The organism is Spongiactinospora rosea (genome assembly GCF_003315795.1).
GTDB classification, from domain to species: Bacteria; Actinomycetota; Actinomycetes; order Streptosporangiales; family Streptosporangiaceae; genus Spongiactinospora; species Spongiactinospora rosea.
This window is the reverse complement of record NZ_QMEY01000008.1, coordinates 262,314-284,509: the sequence shown is the minus strand read 5'-3', so window position 1 is coordinate 284,509 and position 22,196 is coordinate 262,314. Positions and strand designations below refer to the sequence as shown.

Here is a 22,196-nt window from a genome sequence, read left to right as displayed (position 1 = left end):
ACCTGGCCGATGACGGCCCGCTGGTGGCGAGGGCGACCGCCCAGCTCACCGGCGATCTGGTCCAGACTTACGGCGTCGCTGAGAACCGGCAGATCACCCGCGACGGCACGATCGTCTCCAACGCCTGGGGAAGCGAGTGGGAGACGATCAAAGGCTGGGTTGCGCGGGCGGGGATGCCCATCGTGTGATGGTGTTCCAGGGCTGCTTACTGGGAGGCGGTCTCGGCCAAGGGGGTGAAGAGCGTACCGAGCCTGGTCACCGTCTCGGGGATGAGTCGGTAGTAGACCCAGGTGCCGCGGCGTTCGCCGTCGATCAGGCCGGCGGTGCGCAGGATCTTCAGGTGGTGGGAGATCGTGGGCGCGGTGAGGTCGAAGGCGACGGTCAGATCGCACACGCAGGTCTCGCCGCCGGCGTTGGAGCCGATCATCGACAGCAGCCGCAGCCGTACCGGGTCGGCGACGGCCTTCAGCAGGACGGCCAGCTCGGCGGCCTCGGTCTCATCCAACGGCCGGCGGGCGATCGGCGGGCAGCACTCGATCGTGACGGCGGTCATGACCCCCACCTCCTCAATATTTCGATCCTCATCGAAATCATATGCGGTGGTAGGCGATCAGGGACACCGCGGCGATCGCGCAGGCGGTGGCGACCGCGGCCATCACCCAGGTGTACCCGGCCGCCTGTGCCAACGCGACCGCTCCCAGCGGGGCCAGGGCCTTGTCCGCGACGGAGAAGAGGGCGATCCGTCCCGACAGGGAGGCGTAGGCGGCGGTGCCGTACCGCTGGACGAGCAGGTGGGACAGGGTGATGGACGCGATGCCGAAGCCGAGGCCGAAGCCCAGTACACAGCCGACCGCCCCGGCGACCGTCGAGCCGGACAAGGGCAGGAGCAGGGCGGCGATGCCTTGCACCGCGAAGATCGTGGCGGCGATGAGCGCGGTGGGCAGCCGCCGTTGCAGACCGGTGGTGATCAGGCGGCCGGTGACCGACAGCAGGCCCAGCAGCCCGGCGAGGGTGGCGGCGAGCACCGGCGGGTGGCCGAGGTGGATCAGGTAGGTGACCAGCAGCACCGCGACGGTGGCCACGCCGCCGCCGCTGGCGGTGAAGGCGATGACCAGGAGCCGGAACGGGCGGCGGCGTACGGCCGTCCTGACCAGGTCGGCGCGCTCGCCGGCGGCCTGGGACGTGCGGGCCGCCGCCGGGCGGCGGCGGATGACCAGGGCGTGCAACGGGATCGCCGCCACGCCGTAGACCAGCGCGAGCACGACCAGGGCGTGCCGCCAGCCGTAGGTCTCGACCAGCAGGCCGGTCAGCGGGATGAAGATGGTCGAGGCGAACCCGGCGATGATGGTGAGCGCCAGCAGGCCGCCCGCGCGGCCCTTCTCATCGCCGTCGTACCAGGCGACGATGACGGCGAAGGCCGCCTCGTACAGCACCATCGCGCACGCGATGCCGACGACGGCGAAGACGAGGTAGAGCTGCCACAGGTGCTGCACGGCCGACCAGGCCAGCACCGCCGTCGCGCCGAGGACGGAGCCGGTGGTCATCAGGCCGCGTCCGCCCCGGGCGTCCAGCCACCGGCCCGCGGCCGGGGCGCACAGCGCGGCGATCAGCACCGAGCCGGTCAGTGCGGCGGCGACCTGGGTGGGGGACGCGCCGAGGTCGGCGGCCATCGGCGTGAGGAAGACGGAGAAGGCGTAGTACAGCACGCCGTAGCCGATGGTCTGGGTGACGCCCAGGGCGGCGACGAGCCGCCGTCCGTGCCGGGACCGCGACCCGTCGTCGCCCTCGATCTCGGGGGCGGCGGCCTGGGTGGTGGTGCTCACGCGGGTCCGCCGGGCGGCTGCGGGATGCGCATGGTGATCTTCTTCCTCCGGTCGCGCCGGTGTGGCCGGGTCAGCCGCAGCAGCCGCCCTCGCCGGCATCGGCGGTGACGAGTGGAAGCGGGGCGGCGAGCAGACCGCCGCTGATGCCGGTGGCGAGCCCGACCCGCTGTTCCTGGGCCTGGACGAGGCTGGAGGAGCACACGCCGGTCTCGGGCAGGTCCAGCCGTACCTGGCGGGCCGCCTCCCAGTCCCCGGCCAGCGCGGCGACCACCGAGCGGACCTGCTCATACCCGGTGGCCATGAGGAACGTCGGGGCGCGGCCGTAGGACTTCACGCCGACGGCGTAGTAACCCGGCTCGGGATGGGACAACTCGTCCACCCCGTGGGCGGGGACGGTGCCGCAGGAGTGGGCGTTGGGATCGATCAGCGGGGCCAGCGCGCGGGTGGACCCCAGGATCGGGTCCAGATCCAGCCGCAGCTCGCCCGCGATCGAGTGGTCGGGACGGTAGCCGGTCGCCGCGATCACCCGGTCGGCGACGATGACCTGCTCGGCCCCGGACGGGTCGCGGCCGATCACGGTGACCTGCTCGCCCTCCCGCCGGATCGTGTGGGTGAAGAACCCGGTCAGCAGGTGGATGCGGCCGGATTCGACGTGCGCGCGCAGCCGGGTGCCGAGTGCCCCGCGGGCGGGCAGTGCGTCGGCCTCCCCGCCACCATAGGCACGGGCCGCGCCACCGGCGCGGATCGCCCAGATGATCCGGGTGTCGTCGGAGAGTCCGGCCAGTGCGAGCAGGGTGGTGGCGGCCGAGTGGCCCGCGCCGATGACCAGGACGTGCCTGCCCTCGTACCGCTCCCGGTCCGTGCCCAGCACGTCCGGCAGCGCGTGGTCCACCAGATCGCCGGCGTCGGCCTCGCCGTGGGCGGGCAGCCCGGACGCGCCCAGCACGTTCGGGGTCTCGTAGGTGCCGGAGGCGTCGATGACTGCGCGGGCGTGCAGCTCCTCGCCGCCGGCCAGGCGAACGAGGAAGGGGACGTCCTCACGGCCGCTGGTGCGGACCCGGTCATGGCCCAGTCGGCTGATCGCGGTCACCTTCGCGCGGAGCCGGACCCGCTCGCCGAACAGGTCGGCCAGCGGCGCGAGGTAGCCGTCGATCAGTTCGGCCCCGGTGGGCAGCCACTCGGGATCGGGCGCGTTCCAGCCGGCGGCCTCAAGGAGACGGCGAGCGGCGGCGTCGATGTCGTACTTCCACGGGCTGAACACCCGCACATGCCCCCACCGCGCCACCGACGCGCCCGCCTGCTCACCGGCCTCCAGGACGAGGAAGTCGATGCCGCGTTCGGCCAGGTGCGCGGCGGCGGCCAGGCCGACCGGCCCGGCCCCGATCACCACGATCGGCAGCGTGCCGGCGTCGGGGCCGTTGACCATCTGCTCCAGTTCGAGGGCGGTGGTGCCGCAGCAGCCGTCGCTCATGACGGTGTCTCCTTGGGTTCAGGTGAGAACGGGGTGCTTCGGGTCCGGCCGACCGGTACGGGCGGTGGCGCGTTGCACACCGCACCCCACCCCACTGTTTAGAAGATTGTCGAACTAGCAGCCATCATGAATCACTGCTTAGAGAACTGTCAAATTAGCCGGGCGTCGAATCAGGCGGGTCGCGAGCGCCCGCCGGTCACAGGCCGACCCGGGCCGGGGCGTCGCGGACGTGCGCGGCCAGCGGGCCCATGACGTACGCGGCGTCCGCGGCGACCCCGCGCAGGGTGTTGGAGGCGAAGGAGCGCTGGAACTCCAGCCCGAGGTAGGCAAGGCCCGGGTGGGTGAGGGACAGCCCGCCGGCATGCAGCGGCAGGCCGTTGGCGTCCAGCGCGCCGAGCGGGGCCAGGTATCCCAGGTCGGGCAGGTAGCCGGTGGCCCACAGCACCACATCGACGCGCTCGCGCGTGCCATCGGCCCACACCACGTGCTCGCCGTCCAGCGCGGTGAACATCGGCCGGCGTACCAGCCGGCCGGAGTCCACCGCGGCGGCGTAGTCGCCGGTGTCCATGACCGGCCGCCCGGGCAGGCGGGGCAGCAGCCAGGCCGGCGGCAGGTCGTCGAACCCGCTGGAGGTCAGCCAGTGATGCACGTCCCTGCCCTCGCGCCGCTGCGGCAGGAAGGTCAGCGGGGCACGCGAGGCGATGGTGACCTGGGCGTGGCCGGTGAGCTCGTAGGCGATCTGCACGGCGGAGTTGCCGCCGCCGACCACCACCACCCGCCGTCCGTCCAGGTCTTTGGGGGTGCGGTAGTCGGCCGCGTGCAGCACCTGCCCGGTGAAGGATTCCGCGCCGGGCAGGGCGGGGCGGATCGGGCGGGTGAAGGAGCCGCCGGCCGCGACCACCGCCGCGGCTGCGATGTCCTGCCCGGCGGCGGTGCGCACGGTGAATCCGCCGCCTTCGGCGGTCTGGACGGCCCGCACCCGGGTGCCGGCGCGGATCTCGGTGTCCAGGGTGGCGGCGTAGCGGCGCAGGTAGGCGGTGACCTCGTCGCGGTGCGGGTAGTGGTCGGGGTCGCCGGGGAAGTCCAGGCCCGGCATCGCGCTGAAACGGGCGGGTGAGAACGCGGTGAGACTGTCGTAGTACTGCGGCCAGGAGCCGCCCGGTTCGCCGGCCGCTTCCAGGATCAGCGCACGCACGCCCGCGTTCTGGGCGGCGCGGGCGGCGGCCAAGCCGGACTGGCCTGCGCCGATGATGACGACGGGGTGCGGGGATGTGGTCATGACCCGGACCATATATCGCTGTTTTTAGATATGTCAAAGCAACGATATGATGGTGGCTCCGGCAGCTAAGGAGGACACATGACCTCGAAGGGCGCCGATTCGGGCATCACCAGAGGTCCGCAGGCAGCGGACGGGCCATGCTGCCCGCCCTCATCGGTGCCGCCCGCCGGCGCGCAGCAGGCGGTGACCGATCTCAGCCCCGCCGTGCACGCCTTCCTCAAAGCCCTGGCCAGCCCCGCCCGCCAGCGCGTCATGCTGCTGTTCGCCCAGGGGGCCGAACTCAGCGTCGGCCAGGTCGCCGAGGCCACCGGCCTGGCCCAGCCCCGCACCAGCGAGCACCTGGCCGAACTGCGGCGCGGCGGCATCCTCACCTCCCGCAAGGACGGCAAGACCGTGCTCTACCGCGCCGACAAACACGCCAGCGCCGCCGCGCTCGCCGAGCTCCAGGCCTTCCTGCAGCACTGCTGCTGAGATGCAGGCCTGACTGCCTTCGTGAAAGGCGCACAGGCCATCGGTGGCGTCGGCGCGGGTGCACGCACAGCGGTCCAGGAAGTCGGTACGGCGCCAGCACGATCTTGGTGCGGCCGTCAGGGACGGCTCTTCCGGACGATCTTGGTGCGGCCGTCAGGGACGGCTCTTCCGGCAGGGAGGCCGGAATCCTGGCGGCTGGCCGTTCCATCTATCCCGACTCGTATGCATTCGCCCCGCTTGATGACTCAGAGGGCGATTCATCTCGGTATCGTAGTAAACGAGATAATTGTTTACCCTGCGTTCACCTCCTACTCTATAGATGAGTGTCAATATCGATGAGAGTCGAAATAGGTACGCATCGATACGTAGCAGGGGAGTGTCCATGACCGGCGCCTACCAGCGCGAGGACCTGTCCATCGACCAGCAGCTCGCCCTGTCCACCGCCGCGCGGCGGCTGCGGGAGGACTTCACCGGAGTCTTCGGCACCGAGACGATCGAACGGTTCCTGCACTCAAGTTACGAGCAGTTCGCCACCAAGGCGGCGGTGGCCAACTTCCTGCCCCTGCTGGCCGAGCGGTTCGCCCGGCAGCGGCTGCACGCGCTGGCGCGGGTGGAGGGCAGGAGCGACAGCCGGCCGATCGTGCTGTTCCTGTGCGTCCACAACGCCGGGCGGTCCCAGATGGCCCTGGGGTTCTTCGCCCACCTGGCCGGTGAGCACGCGGTGGCCTGGTCGGGCGGGTCGGAGTTCGCGGTCGAGATCAATCCGGCCGCCGTCGCCGTGATGGCCGAGCGCGGCATCGACATCTCCTCCGAGTTCCCCAAGCCGTGGACCGAGGAGATCGTCCGCGCGGCCGACGTGGTGGTCACCATGGGGTGCGGGGACGCCTGCCCGGTCTTCCCCGGCAAGCGTTACCTGGACTGGGAGATCGACGACCCGAACGGCAAGTCCCTCGACCAGGTGCGCCCCATCCGCGACGAGATCGAGCACCGGGTACGCGCGCTGCTGGGCGATCTCGGCGTCCCAGTGCCGGGCCCGGCGTCCGCCGCCTCCGCCTCGCCGCCCCGCGGCTGACCTGGCGTCAGCCCATCCCCGTCACCTGACTGTCACCGAAGCGTGCCGCTGCGCTGTCTTATAGACGGCTGCCAATATAGATACTGTTGGAAGCCGTTACCGGTCGGGGTGACCGAAAGGGAATGACCATGCCGCCACGCCAGCCACTTGAGCTCCTGGACTGCAGCCCGCCGCTGATGCGCGAGCCGCTGGACACCGACCGGGCCGCCGCCGTGGCCCGCGTGTTCAAGGCGCTGGGCGACCCCGTACGGCTGCGCATCCTGTCCATCGTGGCAAGCCACGCGGGCGGCGAGGTGTGCGTGTGCGACATCACCAGCGCCTTCGACGTCTCCCAGCCGACCATCTCCCACCACCTGAAAGTGCTCAAGGAGGTCGGCCTGCTCACCAGCGAACGCCGCGCCTCCTGGGTCTACTACCGGCTGGTGCCCGAGACGCTCGGCGAACTTTCGGGTTTGCTGAACGTGCCCACGACCGTGTGAGGTTGCACATGAGCGCTACCACGGCCCGGCCGCGCCCGGCGGGGCTGATCGGAGCCCTGCCGGTGCTGGACCGGTTCCTGCCCGTCTGGATCATCGCGGCCATGGCCGCCGGCCTGCTGCTCGGCCGCCTCGTGCCGGGGCTGGACGGCGCGCTGGAGGCGGTGAAGATCGGCGGGATATCGCTGCCGATCGCGCTGGGACTGCTGCTGATGATGTACCCGGTGCTGGCGAAAGTCCGTTATGACCGGCTCGGCAGCGTGACCGGCGACCGCCGCATGCTCATCGCCTCCCTGGCCCTGAACTGGATCGCCGGACCGGCCGTGATGTTCGCCCTGGCCTGGGCCTTCCTGCCCGACCTGCCGGAGTACCGCACCGGGCTGATCATCGTCGGGCTGGCCCGGTGCATCGCCATGGTGCTCATCTGGAACGATCTGGCCTGCGGGGACCGCGAGGCCGCCGCCGTCCTGGTCGCGATCAACTCGATCTTCCAGGTGGTCGCCTTCGGCGTCCTGGGCTGGTTCTACCTGCAGGTGCTGCCGGGCTGGCTGGGCCTGCCGGGGGCCGCCGCGCTGACGGTGTCGGCCTGGGACATCGCGTTCTACGTGCTGGTCTTCCTCGGCGTCCCGCTGGCCGCTGGTTACCTCTCCCGCCGGCTCGGCGAACGCGCCCGGGGCAGGGAGTGGTACGAGGCCCGGTTCCTGCCCCGGGTGGGCCCGGTGGCGCTGTACGGGCTCCTGTTCACCATCGTCGTCCTGTTCGCCCTGCAGGGCGGCACCATCACCGCCCGCCCCGCGGACGTGGCCAGGATCGCGCTGCCACTGCTGGCCTACTTCGCCCTGATGTGGGGCGGCGCCTTCCTGACCGGCCGGGCCATCGGCCTGGGGTACGACCGGACCACCACGCTCGCCTTCACCGCCGCCGGCAACAACTTCGAGCTGGCCATCGCGGTCGCGGTAGGAGTGTTCGGGATCTCCTCCGGCCAGGCCCTGGCCGGGGTGGTCGGCCCGCTGATCGAGGTGCCGGTGCTGGTGGGCCTGGTGTACGTCAGCCTGGCCGCCCGCCGGCTGTTCGGCGCGCCCGTACCGGCTCCGGCACCTCGCCGCTGAGGCTCAGCCCGCCTTGCGGATCCGGCAGGCGAAGCACTTGTACGCCTGCTGGCCGGACAGATTGTCATAGAACGCGTCATCGACCAGGGTGTTGGCGGCCTCGTAGCGCGGGTTGCCGAAGAGGTCGCCGACCTCCTGGGCGGGCCCGAAAGTGTTGGGCAGGAAGATCGTGTCGGCCCGGATGCCCCGATCCAGCGACGCGGTCGCCCGTACCGACCCCCGCGGGCTCTCCACCACGATCGCGTCGCCGTCGGCGATGCCGTTGCGGCGCGCGGTGTCGGGGTGGATCTGCGCCAGGCGGACGCCGTTCAGGCGTACGCCGGTGAACGTCCAGTGCGTGACGCTCGCGAAGTGCGCCACGCTGGGACGGCCGGTCATGCCCATCAACGGAAAACGCTTGTGCACCTCGCCGTCGCCCGGCACCCCGATGCGCACCGGGTGGGTGAGCGCCTGCGGATTGACCGGGTTGGCGATGAAGGTGTCCTGGTAGGCGATGGTGGGGTGGGCCCCGGTGACCTCGGGATGGGTGAAGAAGACCGGCAGCGCGCCGTGCCCGCTCGGTTCGAGCCGGGCGTGCAGGGCGGGGGTGTAGATCTCCACCTTGCCGCTGGGGGTCAGGAAGCGCTTGCCGGCGTTGGCCGGGTCCAGCGCGGCGGCGGCCTGGTACCAGGAGGGGTGGTCCAGGTACAGGGTGCTCACCCCGGGGTGGCTCGTGCTCGGGCACGGCCAGCGCAGCGGCTCGGCGCGGCGGCGCATCCGCTCGCGCGTCATGCCCGCGGCGCCGGGGGTGTGCGCGATGAAGGTCGCCCACAGGTTCTTGTAGTCCAGCCATGCCTCGGGGAAGGCGTCTCGCCAGTAGGAGGCCGGCTTGACGCGGTCGCGGCGGGCCAGGGCGTGTGCCAGGCCGATCCACACCTCGGTGTCGGGCCGGGCCTGGCCGACCCTGGGCGCGGCGGCGTCCTGCCAGCGGATGGCGCGGTCGTCGCGGCGCATGTAGACGCCCTCGAACTCCAGGCCGCTGCACACCGGCAGGATCACGTCGGCGTAGTAGGCGGCCTCCTCCATGAACAGGCCGGTGTAGACGTAGAAGTCGAGTTCGGCGAACGCGCGGCGGACCTTGGCGGTGTTGGCCGACGCCAGCAGCGGGTTGCCCTCGGTGACCACGGCGCGGAGCCTGTAGGGGCGGCCGGTGAGGATGGCCTCGGCGAAGGCGTCCGGGCCGACCGGCAGCGCCGGGCCGGGCGCGGGGGTGTCCACGGTGAGCGGGGGCAGGTCCAGGCCGCCGGGCCAGGTGTTGTGCATGAAGTTGCAGCCCCCGCCGGGGACGCCGATGTTGCCGGTCACCGCGGCCAGCATGGCGATGGCCCGGTAGGTGTCGAAGGCGCCGAGCTGGTGTGAGATCCCGGCGTTGCAGAAGATCGCGGCCGGTTTGGCGACGGCGTACTCGACCGCGAGGCGGCGGATGGTGGCGGCCGGGACGCCGGTCACCCCGGCGGCCCAGTCCGCGGTGTACCGCCTGGCGATCAGGTGCTCGCGCAGCTCCTCGAAACCGAGCACCCACCGGGTCACGAACGCCTTGTCGTACAGGTTCCCGGTGATGATCTCGTGCAGCATGCCGAGCACCAGGGCGAAGTCGGTGTGCGGCTTGGGGGCGACCCACTCGTCGGCGAAGGCGCTGGTCGGGGTCTGCCGCGGGTCGACCACCACCAGGCGGGCGCCGGTACGGCGGCGCGCACGCAGCAGATGGGCGTAGGTCACCGGGTGGGTCTCGGCCTGGTTGGTGCCCAGCAGCAGCAGGTACCGGGCCGCGCCGAGGTCCTCCTTGCCGGTGGCGCCGTCGATGCCGTAGCCGTTGGTGAAGTTGCCCAGCCCGAAGGTGGCGGCCAGCGCGTTGCCGCCGGCGTCGTTGCAGACCGGGCCCACGTCGGTGTCGTTGGGGCTGCCCAGCAGGCCGAACAGCCGGTGGACCAGGGAGCCGGTGCCCCGGGGCAGGCGGCCGGTGGTGCGGTTGGCGATGGCGCGGGCCTCGCCCTGATCGCGTAGCCGCAGGAACCGGTCCGCGATCAGGTCCAGCGCCCGGTCCCAGGACACGGGCTCGAACCGGGAGGCGGGATCGCCCTTGGCGCCGCCGACCCGGCGCAGCGGGGTGGTCAGCCGCAGCGGGTTGTACAGCAGCTCGGTCATCATCGGCCCTTTGACGCACAGGTTGCCGTCCTGGACCGGATCGTCTTTGCGGCCGGAGATGTCGATGATCCGCCCCGCCTTCAGCCCCACGGTGAGGCCGCAGGCGCTGTTGCAGAACTGGCACGCGCTGGTGACGGTCTTGTCGGGGGTGAGCGCCGCCGAACCACGGGAGAAGTCCGGCAGCGGTCCGCCGTCCACACCGCCGGTCGCGGGCGTGGGGGCGAACGACGCGGCGGCGTGCTCGGACCGGGGTAACAGCGTGGGCGGTGCAAGCGGTAATGGTCCGGCGGCCGCGAGCCCCGCGCCCGACCACAGCGCGCCGCCCAGCAGGGAGCGTCGCGACGGCGGTACAGGATCGGAGTGCGGCCATTGGTCGTCCTGGGCGGGGGAGTTGGAGGTCGGCATGGCGTGCTCCCGTCCACGTGCGATGGCGATCGGTCGCCCGACCGGCATTTCGGGCCGGGCGTGGTACGAGACGTGCGAGTACCGATGTCGCTATATCGATACATGTTGGTATAGAAGGCCGTCTTTATAGATGGCCTTCTATGCAAGCTCCATAGTGCCCAGGGCCACGGTGGGCGTCAACGACCCCACCGATCACGATCGGGTCACTCCATCGTCACACACGGCCACCGCCGGGCGCGGGAGAAAATCCCTCCGGGTCATTTTCGTTTGATATGACCGAGTCGAGGCGGTGCCTTACCGAACGGTCTTTGTCACGAACCGGGTGCTCCTGGGGGAAGCATGCTTCAGCAATGGGGCCTGTCCGACCACGCCGACGCCGTCTATCGCCTCCTGCTCCGCCGGCCCGAATGGGACACCGCGAAAATCGCCGCCGAGATCGGCGTTTCGGAGACGAGCGTCGAGCAGGCCGTCGACGCACTGGTCGAACTCTCGTTGGTGCACAGGTCGCGGGGTTTCCTTCGGCCGGCCGATCCCAGCGTCGCGCTTCATATGCTGCTGCAACGGCAGCGGGCGGACCTCCTGCACCGGCAGAAGGCGTTCGTCACGACCGAGCAGACGGTCAACCGCCTGATCGACGAATACAACCGGTTGTGCGTCACCGGGGCGCGCCATGGATACGACCGCCTGGACGGCATGTACGCGGTCGAGGCGCGCCTTGGGACGCTGAGCCGTCAGGCCAAACGCGAACGCCTGGCGATCCTCCCGGGGCGGCAGGCGACCGCGATGCTGGACGCGTGGCGGCCGGTCGATGACCTCCTCCTCGGCAGGGGCGTGGTCATCCACACCATCTGCCAGGAGAGCGCGCGCGGCGATTCTTCCGTGCTCGATCACATTCGCCGGCTGCCTCGGCCCCAGGGCGAAATTCGCACCGCGCCCGTACTGCCGGTGTGGGCGGTGATTTTCGATCGTGAGGTGGCGCTGGTCCCGGTCGATCCGCTGGAGCAGCCGAAAGGCGCCGTGGAGGTTTTCGGGGCGGGCATCATCGCGGCGCTGTCCGCTCTTTTCGAACAGATCTGGCATTCTGCGACCCCCTTCGGGGTGAAGGCCGCCATCTCAAGCGAGGACGGTGTCACCTCACAAGAGCGTGAAGTCCTTCGATTGCTCGCGCAGGGTCTGACCGACCAGCGTGCGAGCAAGATGCTGGGAATCGGCGTCCGGACCCACCGCCGCATAGTCGCCGGCCTGATGGAGCGACTGGGTGCGCGAAGCAGGTTCGAGGCAGGGGTCAGGGCCGCGGAACGCGGCTGGATCACCTGTTAAGGCTGTACTCCTCGGTCGTTCAGCCGGCGCAGTGAATCGGTGACAGCAGGATGTTCTGGGCCTGTAGTTCCTCCAGCAAAAGCCGGACGGCTCTGCGTCGGGCCGCATGCGCGAAGGTCGCGGCGGACGGTAGTTCGGCGGGGTGTGACAGGAAGGGCGCCTGATCGACCAGTTGCGGGTGCCACGCCCATCCCTCGGCCGTGAGGGTCAGTTCTGGGAGCGGCAACCGAGATTCGCCGAATGGGCGCATCGCCGGGGCGTCGTGGCCGGGACGTACAGGGGTGATTTCGCGGGCGGCTCCCGCTTCCGCCAGTTCGTCGATCTCGATCGGGGGATCGACGTACCAGATGCGGTCCGGCAGCAGGGGTGAACCCCGCAGGGAACGGACAGGGATGGCGGGATCGGGGTCCGGCCAGGCGTCCTCGTCGATCCCGAGGGCTTTCAGCAATTTCGGGACGCTGGAGTCGTAAACGTGGAAAAGCCCATCGGCCCGCTCAGCGGCAGGCAGCACTTCCAGGCATGTGGTCCACCATCCGGTGACTATGGTGCGTGCGAAGGCGCCGGGGAACTCGGCATCGCGCAACGCCTTCGCCTGCGACCGCCAGTCGTAGTGAAGGCGAACGATCTGCGCCTTCGCGGCACCATCGTCGAGATCGATCAATGCGTACCGGACTCGCCGGTCACCGTCGTTGGCGGGCTTCCCGATGACCCCGACGTTCACCACCAGGCTTGATCCGGCACGGCGGATCCAGGGCAGTCCTGAATGGGTGCAGAGGATGACGTCCGCGCCGCTGGCAGCCACCCGGCGGACATGCTCGGATTCCGGTAGCGATTCCCACCAGAAGTCATTGAGGCCGATGGTCGAGCCGTGCACGAAATGGACATCACAGCCCGCCAGTTTCTCTCTCCGCTCGGTTCGCAGGCCGCCCATCCAGGCGGCGAACCGGCGATCGGTGTTACGCAGGGTGAAGTCGTACATGATCGCGCTGAATTCCCGGTCGCGCGGGTCCCGATATCCGCAGCCGCAATCCTCGTCCGCCGCGGCGATCGCCACGTCGTAGTTTCCGGCGATGCAGGTGACGTCATTATCGACCAGCAGCGGCCAGACCGCGTTCGGCTCGGTCCCGTACCCACCGAGGTCGCCCAGGCAGTACAGGCGATCAGCGCGGTTGCGGCGGGCGTCGGCCACGAACGCGCGAAGGGCCCATGGATTGGAATAGACCCCGCCGCAGACGGCGATCCTCATCCGTTCACCCCGCCCTTTGGCCTTACCGGGCCGAAGCGGTGTCGGGCGACGCGACGGCCGTGCCGCAGCACGGCGAACCCTTCTCGGCCAGCCGATGGCCGGGGTCGAGCGGGCGAAGGTCGCACCCCATCTTCTTGTCGAAGATCACGAGTGTGCCGAAGGCGAATTCGATCGGCCGTCGCCATCCCTGCCACCCCTCCGGAGGGTAGACCCAGTGCTTGGACTTGACCTGGGTGTGACAGCAGTGGACGGGACCGGAATCCCCTTGGGGCACTTCACGCCAGCCGAGTTCGGCCGCCCGCGCCGGCACGTTCTCGAACGCCACGAACGTCGGCGCGGCCTCGTCTCGCATGTCTATGCCGACGTGGTCCATGAACGGCTTCGACAGGACGACGGCACCGGGCAGGTTGTCGTCCTGGGCGATCGGGATGGAGGAGAAGATGAGGTGGATCGCGGCGTCCGTGGTGTACTTGATGTATCCGGGCTCGGCGTTCTCGGGGCGATATCCGAGTTCCTTCAGCCGGAGGTGCGGCAGCGCATCGACGTCGTCCACCTTGATGTGCGCGTGCACGGAGTCGGTGTGCCGCAGCATCGCCGCATAGGGAAACTCCGGCGTGAACACCGAAAGTATCTCGCTCCGCTCCACTTCGCTGACGAGGCCGAGTTCCCTGACATCGCTCAAAACCTGCATGACCGCCGAGCGATCGAACTGCATGGTTCTCCCCATTCGTAGGACCACCAGGTGCTGGAGTAGCGCCGGCCGATGTCCGTGGCCGGCCGTATCGCGCTACGTCATTCCCGCCGGTCGCCCTGGGCAAAGTACGACCATCGGGCAGCAAGCTGCCGGGCACATTCCTGCCACGGAACGCCCACGATCGTGTGGCCTCGAACCCGGGCGCGGGACTCAGCCGCTGACCAGGACAGGCAGCACAAGTACGGGCGGGCCTCCAGTCCCACGGAGTCCCGCCCGTTCTCTTTGTCGCTTGCCGTCAACACCTTGGCCGCGACCACAGGCGCATGTGACGTTGCTCTGATGCCGACTCCACTGATGGTGGTGGTCGGCTACCGCCCGTGGGCGGTGCCAGGGGGGCCGGCGGTGAAGGTCAGGCTCTGCCCGTTCTTGATCGACGGGGTGTCGTGGGAGTACTGGAACGCGTCAGTGCCATCGGCGTTCTCGATGCCGATCGTCGCGGACACGCCGTGGTCACTGGTGCCGTCCACGTCCTTGTAGCGGTAGCTGATCGTGCCGTCCTCACCGAGCAGCACCGAGAACGACAGACGGTCGGTGCTGTCCGCTGGGTCGTCGATGCGGACGTTCCGCCACTCGACCACGAAGGTTCGATTGGGGGCGGTGCCGAACGTACCGGCGTAGATGTCGGACTCCGCGTCCACGTTCAGGGTCGCCCAATACGGATAGAGGGCGAGGTTCGGGAGTGCCGGATTCAGCAGAGGGGTGCGGCCGTTGTTGGAGACGGTCTCGAAGGAGATCACCCCGTTGGGCTCGATCCAGACCTCGGAGTAGGTTCCCCCGTAGAACGGCATCGCGAACGGCAGCCTCGCCTGCATGGGGAAGGAGAGCCGGTCGGTGCCCGCGACGTACGGCTCGGTGCCGGCCTCGCACGTGTACCCGAACGTGTCCCGCCGCACATCCAGTCCGACGTTCCTCGTCACGTTCCCGGCGACCGTGACCTGGTGGGCGGCGGTGGTCACGCAGTGCGAGGCACCGGAGGTCTCCAGCCGATAGGAGCCGTGCGGGAGGGTGATCTGATAACGACCCGAGGTGTCGGTGACCGCCTTGGCCGGCGTGCCGGGCACCAGCACCGTGGCACCCGCTTCCGCTGCGCCGCCGGCGGTGACCGTGCCGGTCACCGTGCCGTGCGGCAGCCGGAGCAGGTCGAGGTTCCCGGTCGCGACCTGCCCGTCCACGACGGTCACGGTCCGGGTGGCGCTCCGGTGGCCGAACTTCGACGCCGTGATCTCGTACCGGCCCGGCGGCAGGCGCAGCAGCGAGTAGCCGCCGTCCGCCGCCGTGCCCACCTTGTGGCCGGAGGAGGTCGTTACCCGCACCTCGGCGTCGCGCAGGGGCCTGCCGCCCGAGGTGACCGTGCCGCGCAGGTCGCCGAGCGCGTCGTCGGGCACGGCCCGCACCGCGGCGTACGCGTCCAGCGCGCCCTCGCCGAAGACGTTGTTGTCGTCCGGCGTCCCGCCGCAGTCGGACGCGGGCATGTCGATGGCGGTGTCGTCGAGCAGCCGCCGGGTGGCGTCGATGTCACCCCGGAGCGAGGGCGCCGCCGACCACATCAGCGCCACCGCGCCGACCACGTGCGGCGACGCCATCGAGGTGCCGCTCATCAGCCGGTAGTCCCCGTAGGGGGCCGAGGAGCGGATATTGACTCCCGGGGCGGAGATGTTCGGCTTGATGTCCCCGTCCCGCCCAGGGCCCGTGGCCGAGCCACGCCCGAGGTCGCCGTTGATGTCGAAGGAGCCCGTACTGTAGCTCTGGGGGTACACCGCCGGCGTGTCGCTCGATCCACAGCCCATTTCGCCGCCGTTGCCGTTGGCGAACATCGGGAAGATCCCCGCCGCGATCCAACTGTCGACGATGTGCTCGTAGCTCTTGTCGGAGGGGATTCTCCAGGAGTTGTTCACGATGTCGGGTACCAGGTCGTAACGGACGTTCTGGCCGTTCAGGTCGGTCGGCTCGATCAGCCACTGCCCGGCCGCGATCACCGAGGTCTCATCGCAGCGCTCGTGCGCGCAGCCCCTGGCGGCGATCCACTTGACACCAGGCGCGACTCCGATGCCGTTCGCCCCGGCCACGGTGCCGGTCACGTGGGTACCGTGCTCCTCCGTTCCGCACGGACCGAGGGTCGCGCATTCCGGGTGAGGGTCGAACCAGTTGTAGTTGTGATCCACGCGTCCGTCGGCGTGCCTGCCGCGGTACTGCGCGGCGAGCGCCGGGTGGTCGAAGTCCGGCCACGAGTCGATGATGGCGACGACGACGCCCTCACCGCGGTCGTTCAGCTCGTTCCACACCTGTGGCGCCTTGACGCGGTCGATGTTCCACTCGACCGCGTTCGCGACCTTGCCCTTTGCCTGCGGCTGGGCCTTGCCCGGCCTGGGCTCGGGCATTTCGATCGTGTCGATGGGGTCGATGGCGGTGACCTCGGGGAGCGCGGCGATCTCGCTCGTCAGCTCCGCGTCCGCGGTGACCTTGACGGCGTTGACGATCCAGAACGGGGTGTGCTCGGCCTTCCGCTCGGTCAGCAGCCGGCGCAGCCCGGCCTGGGACCTGTTCGCGTGGGCGGACTTGGCGTCATGAACCGCCTTGGCCTTGGCCGCCTTGGTGGTGGCCGCGCGGGCGGTGGCGAGGCTCGCCTCGCCCTTGAGCCGGACCAGGTAACTGGCCTTGCCGTCCTTCAGGTCCGCGACGACCGCCTTGTCGATCTTTTCGTTGCCGGGTTCGGCGTGTGCCGTACCCTCCGGTAAGACCAGGCTTAAGGTGGCGAGCACGCCGACGATCAGCCGGCCGAGGGCCGGCCGTCGGCGGTATGGGGGATGGGACACGCGTTCTCCTTCTGATAAGGCGAACTTCCAGGTGCGCGAGACATGATCCGCCCCGCCCGCGAAGACCCTGCACCAGGGCGTTGACCATCCGCCAGGCCGATTCGTTGCTCACTTTCTGGTCGCCCCGCCGGCGGCGAGCGGCGGGCGGGCCCGCTAATCTGCCGGTGCCGTGGCTGTCGGCACGCACGTGAGCAGTACGGCTCCATCAATTTCGCCAAGAAGAAGCCGCTCTCCGGGTCAGGCCACCTGCGATCATGACCAGTGCGGTGGTGCCGGGCTCCAGGCGGCACCGTGTGGAGGCCACGGCGGGGTCCGGGGAAGAGAAGGGCGGGTGACGATGCAGGCGTCGGAGGTGTCGCGGGCGGTGGCCGCGGCGATGGCGGTCGTCTCATCGCTCGGCCTGGTGGCCGACGACGCGGTCGTGCTACACGACTCGAACAAGCTCACCCTCCGCCTGCTGCCCTGTGACGTGCTCGCCCGCGTGGCCCCGATCGCCGATCAGGTGGCGCGGTTCGAGATCGAGCTCGCCCGGCGGCTGGCCGAGTCCGGGTGCCCCGTGGCCGCTCTTGAGCCCCGGGTGGAGCCACGCGTCCATGAGCGCGATGGCTTCGCGATCACGCTGTGGACCTACTACGAGCCCGTGTCCCGCCGCGAGGTCCCGCCCGCCGACTACGCCAAGGCGCTTGCGCGGTTGCACGCCGGCATGCGCACCATCGACGTCCCGGCGCCGCACTTCACGGATCGGGTCGAGGAGGCCCAGCGGCTCGTGGCGAGCCGCGACCGTACTCCGGAGCTCGCCGACGCGGACCGGGAGCTCCTCGGCGGCGCACTGCGCAGCCTGCGCCGAACCATCGGCGACCGCGGCGGCACCGGGCGGCTTCTGCACGGCGAGCCCCACCCGGGCAACCTGCTCAACACGAAGCACGGCCTGCTGTTCATCGACCTTGAGACGTGCTGCCGGGGGCCTGTCGAGTTCGACCTCGCCCACGCGCCCGAAGCGGTCGGCGCGCACTATCCGGATGTCGATCAGGAGTTGCTGCGCGAGTGCCGGATTCTCGTACTCGCCATGGTCACGACGTGGCGCTGGGATCGGGACGACCAGTTCCCGGACGGCCGCCGGCTCGGCACGGAATGGCTCGGCCGGATCCGAACGGCGCTTGAACGGAACGCGCTGGACGTTCAGGGCTGATCGCAGGCATGCCAACGAAAGGTCCCGCTGGCGAGCGGAGTGCTTCAAGCCTGTGGGCGCCCTTCAGCCACTTCTATGCGCGCTTGAACGGTCAGGAGGTTGCGCGCAAGCGGGGGAGTGGGGGACGTGGATCTGCTGGTCACTTCGCAGGGGGCGTGCGATCTCGACCGGCGGCTCCGGCCGCCGACCAGAGCAGAGCTGCTGAAGATCAAGCATATCGAGTGCGAGGGTCGCCCAGTACCTGGGAATCGGCTCGGTGGTCACCGCATGGGCGTATTCCCAGGTGTTGCTCTCCCAGTCCGCGGTGGTTCTGCGCCCTTTCGAGCGCGGAAGCCCCTTCAGCGATCATGGCTGCGGAGAGCTGCCGGCACTTCCGTCCTGTCTACAGGTGTCTACACATGTCTATGCAAGATGGAGGCTTACAGGCGATTGAGAAGCTCCGCCTTCTTCGATGTGAACTCCTCGTCAGTGAGCATGCCCTCCTTGTGCAGCCGTCCGAGCTCGCGGATGCGGTCGTAGACGCTTCGGGCGTCGGCGTCGGCCACCGTGCCCGGGCCGGTGGTGAGCTGCGCGGTTTCGGTCTGCGGGTTCAAGGCATGTCCCGCCGTCGCCGCCCACAGGTGTGCCGTGACCGTCGCGGCCATCACCAGTGTCCAGGCGTCCTGCTTGGCACTGTCCTCGGTGAGCAGGCATGTGAAGTCCTTGCTCGGCTTGGCTGAACCGGCGCCAGTGTCCTCGTCCCACGTCACGATGCGCAGGTAGCCCTCGTCCAGCGATTTCTGCGGGAACCAATCCATGCGGCGGATGTCCGTCAGCGCGTACTCCATCCGGCGTTTCCTGCTCTTGCGGAAGCTCGCGTCATCGGACCACTCCAGCCGGATCGTCTGCCCGTCGAACCTCGCCGACCCCTCCGATGTCTGGATGTGCAGCGGCACGGGCGGGACGAGTCCGAGTGCGTACTCCTCCGGCGGGCGCCGGCCGTCGCCGAGCCGTGCGGCGTCGGCCAAGAGCCGCATCTGGTCGGCGTGGTACTCGGCGACGAGTTCCGTGTCGGGCCCGCCGGTCAGCAGGAACGGCTGCCCCTTCTCGGCGAGCAGCGGGCCGACGGCGGCGTAGGGGTCGGCGCGCTCGCGCAGCCGGAGCTGGAGCCGCCAGCCCTTCTTCCCCGCGGAGGCGAACTCCACCGCCGCGACGGCCGGCAGAGGGACCTCACAGCGGGCGAGGACCTTCAGCAGCGCGTGGGTGCGCCACCTGGTGCTGTACCGGATGACGACCTTCTCCTCGTCGAACTGCCATGTCGCCGTTTTTCCCTGTAACTCGTCCATGCGTCGAAGTCTAGGAGCGTGACCGCCGAGTGGTGAGAGTGTCGAACTTCGGGCCGCGACCTGCTGGGGAAGCCGGACACTACGCAGGGCGACGAGCGGTCACTGACTTGAGGCTGCCTCCGGTCGCCCACGCGGGGACTTCGCCCTGCCTCCCGGGCAGGCGGATCGGCGAACTACCCGGGCGACCTGTCGCTCTGGAAGGAAGGCATGACGTTCGGGCAGAGCCGGGCCGGCGCACACGTCCGATGACACCTTGCGCCCGGTGTCGCGGAAACCGTACGGTCGCGCGCTCCCACGGTGCCGGGGTCCGTGGCCCGTCTGGACACGGACCCCTTGTTCACCGGAACGGACGCGGTCAGGCCGGGTCCCCGCCGTTGTTGATCCATGCCCGTACGCTGCCGATGGCGACGTCGTAGATCAGGTAGTCGTCCCGCCCGTCGCCGTCGATGTCGGCGAACGTCAGGCCCTGGCCGCTTCCGATGCCGATGCCGGCGGCGATCTGCCCACGGGCCGTCCAGCCGCCGCCACCGTCGCCGCCACGGTTCAGCCACGCCCTGACCGACCCACTGGGATAGCCGGTCACCAGGTAGTCGTCCCGCCTGTCGCAATCGACGTTGGCGAAGGTGAGACCATCCTGGGGACTCGCGACGCCGGCGGCGATCCGGCCGCGGGCCGTCCAGCCGCCGCCGCCGTCGCCGCCCTTGTTGATCCAGGCGTTCACCGCTCCGGTGGCGATATCGGATACGACGAGGTAATCGTCCCGCCCGTCGCCGTCCACGTCGGCGAACACCGGCCGGCTCTGGCCTTCGACCCCGACGGCGATCCGGCCGCGGGCGGTCCAGCCGCCGCCGCCGTCGCCACCGTTGTTGATCCAGGCCCGCACCGCCCTGCTCTCGACGTCGACCACGAGGTAGTCGTCTCGTCCGTCGCCGTCGATGTCGGCGAAGTCGATGACCTCGGTGTCACTGTGGGGGATACCGACGGCGATCCGGCCGCGGGCGGTCCAGCCGCCGCCGCCGTCGCCACCGTTGTTGATCCAGGCCCGCACCGCCCCGGTCTCGACGTCGACCACGAGGTAGTCGTCTCGGCCGTCGCCGTCGATGTCGGCGAAGTCGATGCGCTCGTCCTGGGAATGGCCGACACCGGTGGCGATCCGGCCGCGGAAGTTCCAGCTCCCGGGGGTGTCGGTGCAGGTGGTCCCGCCGGAGGGGTCCTTGATCCAGCCCCCGGCCGCCGCCCGGACGATGGCGGTGTAGAACGCGTCGGCCATCTTGCCGTATCCGCTGTCGTTCGGATGCAGATCGTCGCTGAGATCGCCGGGCTTCACGGCGCTCATGTCGGCCAGGAGGACGTGCCGGCCCGCCAGGATGTACGCGAGGACCACCCCGCGGATCTGCGTGTTGAACTCCTGGATCCTGCCCTGGACGGCGGCGTTCCTGGACGGCACCAGGTCGGCCACCACCACCGTCGCATCCGGCGCCGCCTGGTGGATGTCGTCGATCAACGCCGCCAGGGCGTCCCGGGCGGCGCCCGCGTTCCCGTGGCTCATGTCGTTGGTCCCGGCGTGCACCAGTACGACGTTGGGCCGCCACCGCTGCGCCGCGACCACGCCCTTCTGCGCGATCTCGCTGATCATCGCGCCGGGATGCCCCTCGTTGTCGGTGTCCGGCAGTCGCCCTGACCGCTGCGAGCCGACGAAGTCCAGGCTTTTGGCCTTCAGCTTCGCCCAGAGGTCCCCCCGGTAGCCGGAATTGGTGGAGCTGCCGTTGCCGTAGGTGATGGAGTCGCCCAGTGGCAGCACCCGCAGATCCCGCTTCGCCAGCTCCGCTTCGCCGCCCTCGTCGCTGCGGGGAGTGTTCGGGTCCGACATTCCGGACGGCAGTTCATGCCTGTCGACGTCGAACTCGAACGACCAGTCCAGGTAGTAAGGCGAGCCACGCGTCGGCCGGACCTCGTACTTGTGCGCCTTGTCCAGCTCGCCGGGGAATTCGTCGTCCTTGAGCGCGAACGTGGCCGAGCCCCAGTCGTGCGCGGACAGTTTGTCCCGAAGCTCGGTCGAGGGGTAGCCGTTCCAGCTCACCAGGTCGGGAAGCTGCCAGCCCCGGGGGTTCTCCGCCTCCTCACCCGCGCGGGCCAGCCGGAACGCGTGCGTCTCAAGGCCGTCCTTGTGATAGACGATCTTCGGGTGGGTGCGGTCCACGAGCTCGACCTCATCGACCGGACGGGTGTTGTAGTGCCCGTGGGCGGACGGCCCGACGTACTTGACCTCGCCGTCCTTGACCCACACCGCGATGTGCTCCCAGTCGTGCCGGTGCCCGCTCTCGGCGCCAGGAAGCTTCTGGTCTTTCTGGAAGTACAGCCCGTAGAGGTGGACGCACCATCCGCTGGTGTTGCAGCGGGACCGTGCGTACATGTTGACGTTCTCCAGGTCCGACTCGTCATGGCACGCGCCGTCCAGGGCGCCGGAGGGCTTCAGTCCCGGATTCAGGGTGCCGTCGGGTCCGATCGCCACCGACGGATAGCAGCCGTCGCCGTCGTAGTCCATCGCGGGCTGGTACCTCAGTTGCGCCTCACTGGCGTTCGCCGGAAGCTTGGGCGGCGGCGGCTCGGCCCACGCGGGCGGCGCCGTGACGGCGCTCAACAGACCCGCCACCAGGCTAAGTGCGGCGGCGCCGACGGCCGTTCGCGGCCACCTGCGGCGAGTACGGCGGACGGCGGCGGCTGATTTCCTGGTCATCGGCGCTCCGATAACTCTGTCATGAGGTTCTCCTCAGATAGGGGACGTGAAAGCCCCGATATCGGTGACAATGCGAGCGAAATCGCCGGGCATCGATGGGAACGGGCAGGTGCGAGGCGTCGAGTGCGGCGGTGGCGTTCGAATTGCCGGGAATTTGCGCTGCGGGGCGGGCCGGACGGCCATGTCGCGTTCAAGATGCATTGTGCGATCGCGACTGACCAGTTAACAGGCCACTTTGTGCTCATTGCCCAGAAGCCGGTGCCGGCCTGCGCGGCGCGCACCTCGGCGTCTCCCCGCGCCGCGGGGCCACGCCGCCCCGGTGAGAGTGCGCCGGGACGTCGCCATCGGGATACCGGTCCGCGAAGACCTCCTCCCGGGCGGCGTAGAAGCCGGGCAGGTGGTCGGCCCCGGCCACGATGGTCAGCAGCTTGACCAGATCCCGCGGTGTCGCCCCCAGCTCCTCGAACACGCGCGGCCGGGTCCTTCGTGACCGCCCGGCTTCGCTACGCGGCGCTCGGCTAT

General features: G+C 69.8%; 18 protein-coding genes. 7 read left to right on the top strand and 11 right to left on the bottom strand.

The genetic code is table 11. The annotated features are described in order from the left end of the window. The first annotated feature begins 23 nt into the window (after window positions 1–23). Window positions 24–188 (top strand): hypothetical protein, encoded by a 165-nt coding sequence (locus DP939_RS46230; protein WP_158578631.1) that lies wholly within the window; start codon window positions 24–26, stop codon window positions 186–188. A gap of 17 nt (window positions 189–205) precedes the next feature. On the opposite strand, the gene DP939_RS21035 is transcribed toward DP939_RS46230, so the two are convergent. The 4 genes from DP939_RS21035 to DP939_RS21020 all read right to left on the bottom strand — a co-directional run bounded on the left by DP939_RS21035 (window position 206) and on the right by DP939_RS21020 (window position 4,573). Beyond that, window positions 206–553: an ArsR/SmtB family transcription factor gene (locus DP939_RS21035; RefSeq protein WP_113982435.1), complete on the bottom strand. Its 348-nt coding sequence runs from the start codon at window positions 551–553 to the stop codon at window positions 206–208. Between the two features lie 37 nt (window positions 554–590). Next, window positions 591–1,823, bottom strand: coding sequence for an MFS transporter (locus DP939_RS21030; RefSeq protein WP_113982434.1), 1,233 nt, complete (start codon window positions 1,821–1,823; stop codon window positions 591–593). A 70-nt stretch (window positions 1,824–1,893) separates the two neighbouring features. Further along, on the bottom strand, window positions 1,894–3,294 hold the full coding sequence (locus tag DP939_RS21025; RefSeq protein ID WP_113982433.1) for an FAD-dependent oxidoreductase: 1,401 nt from the start codon (window positions 3,292–3,294) through the stop codon (window positions 1,894–1,896). A gap of 196 nt (window positions 3,295–3,490) precedes the next feature. Next, a complete protein-coding gene (locus DP939_RS21020) occupies window positions 3,491–4,573 on the bottom strand; it encodes a flavin-containing monooxygenase (protein WP_199565307.1) in 1,083 nt (360 codons plus the stop codon). A 78-nt stretch (window positions 4,574–4,651) separates the two neighbouring features. Here DP939_RS21020 and DP939_RS21015 point away from each other — a divergent pair, with 78 nt between their 5' ends. The 4 genes from DP939_RS21015 to arsB all read left to right on the top strand — a co-directional run bounded on the left by DP939_RS21015 (window position 4,652) and on the right by arsB (window position 7,701). Further along, window positions 4,652–5,044: an ArsR/SmtB family transcription factor gene (locus tag DP939_RS21015; protein WP_113982431.1), complete on the top strand. Its 393-nt coding sequence runs from the start codon at window positions 4,652–4,654 to the stop codon at window positions 5,042–5,044. A 382-nt stretch (window positions 5,045–5,426) separates the two neighbouring features. Beyond that, on the top strand, window positions 5,427–6,116 hold the full coding sequence (locus DP939_RS21010) for an arsenate reductase ArsC (RefSeq protein ID WP_113982430.1): 690 nt from the start codon (window positions 5,427–5,429) through the stop codon (window positions 6,114–6,116). Window positions 6,117–6,244: 128 nt separating this feature from the next. Continuing rightward, window positions 6,245–6,595: an ArsR/SmtB family transcription factor gene (locus DP939_RS21005; protein WP_199565306.1), complete on the top strand. Its 351-nt coding sequence runs from the start codon at window positions 6,245–6,247 to the stop codon at window positions 6,593–6,595. A gap of 8 nt (window positions 6,596–6,603) precedes the next feature. Next, window positions 6,604–7,701: an ACR3 family arsenite efflux transporter gene (gene arsB / locus DP939_RS21000; protein ID WP_113982428.1), complete on the top strand. Its 1,098-nt coding sequence runs from the start codon at window positions 6,604–6,606 to the stop codon at window positions 7,699–7,701. Between the two features lie 3 nt (window positions 7,702–7,704). Here arsB and DP939_RS20995 read toward each other — a convergent pair whose 3' ends face one another. After that, window positions 7,705–10,290 carry a molybdopterin-containing oxidoreductase family protein gene (locus tag DP939_RS20995; RefSeq protein WP_113982427.1) on the bottom strand — a complete coding sequence of 862 codons (2,586 nt, stop codon included), beginning with the start codon at window positions 10,288–10,290 and terminating at the stop codon, window positions 7,705–7,707. 339 nt (window positions 10,291–10,629) lie between these two features. On the opposite strand from DP939_RS20995, the gene DP939_RS20990 reads away from it, so the two are divergent. Continuing rightward, the gene (locus DP939_RS20990; protein ID WP_113982426.1) at window positions 10,630–11,610 is read left to right on the top strand and encodes a helix-turn-helix transcriptional regulator; all 981 of its coding nucleotides are present in this window, start codon (window positions 10,630–10,632) and stop codon (window positions 11,608–11,610) included. A gap of 19 nt (window positions 11,611–11,629) precedes the next feature. On the opposite strand, the gene DP939_RS20985 is transcribed toward DP939_RS20990, so the two are convergent. The 3 genes from DP939_RS20985 to DP939_RS20975 form a co-directional block, all read right to left on the bottom strand. Then, the gene (locus DP939_RS20985; protein ID WP_113982425.1) at window positions 11,630–12,856 is read right to left on the bottom strand and encodes a metallophosphoesterase family protein; all 1,227 of its coding nucleotides are present in this window, start codon (window positions 12,854–12,856) and stop codon (window positions 11,630–11,632) included. 22 nt (window positions 12,857–12,878) lie between these two features. Next, entirely contained in the window at window positions 12,879–13,571 is a 693-nt protein-coding gene (locus DP939_RS20980; protein WP_113982424.1) for a hypothetical protein, read from the bottom strand. Between the two features lie 347 nt (window positions 13,572–13,918). Further along, window positions 13,919–16,423 (bottom strand): S8 family serine peptidase, encoded by a 2,505-nt coding sequence (locus tag DP939_RS20975; protein ID WP_113982423.1) that lies wholly within the window; start codon window positions 16,421–16,423, stop codon window positions 13,919–13,921. A gap of 337 nt (window positions 16,424–16,760) precedes the next feature. On the opposite strand from DP939_RS20975, the gene DP939_RS20970 reads away from it, so the two are divergent. Next, window positions 16,761–17,612: a phosphotransferase enzyme family protein gene (locus DP939_RS20970; RefSeq protein ID WP_113982422.1), complete on the top strand. Its 852-nt coding sequence runs from the start codon at window positions 16,761–16,763 to the stop codon at window positions 17,610–17,612. A gap of 419 nt (window positions 17,613–18,031) precedes the next feature. Here DP939_RS20970 and DP939_RS20965 read toward each other — a convergent pair whose 3' ends face one another. From DP939_RS20965 to DP939_RS20955, 3 genes are all read right to left on the bottom strand, one after another. After that, window positions 18,032–18,937 carry a DUF4429 domain-containing protein gene (locus DP939_RS20965; RefSeq protein WP_113982421.1) on the bottom strand — a complete coding sequence of 302 codons (906 nt, stop codon included), beginning with the start codon at window positions 18,935–18,937 and terminating at the stop codon, window positions 18,032–18,034. A gap of 355 nt (window positions 18,938–19,292) precedes the next feature. Further along, a complete protein-coding gene (locus tag DP939_RS20960; protein WP_225878400.1) occupies window positions 19,293–21,578 on the bottom strand; it encodes an NPP1 family protein in 2,286 nt (761 codons plus the stop codon). A gap of 337 nt (window positions 21,579–21,915) precedes the next feature. Further along, the gene (locus DP939_RS20955; RefSeq protein ID WP_113982419.1) at window positions 21,916–22,143 is read right to left on the bottom strand and encodes a RidA family protein; all 228 of its coding nucleotides are present in this window, start codon (window positions 22,141–22,143) and stop codon (window positions 21,916–21,918) included. Window positions 22,144–22,196: the final 53 nt, after the last annotated feature.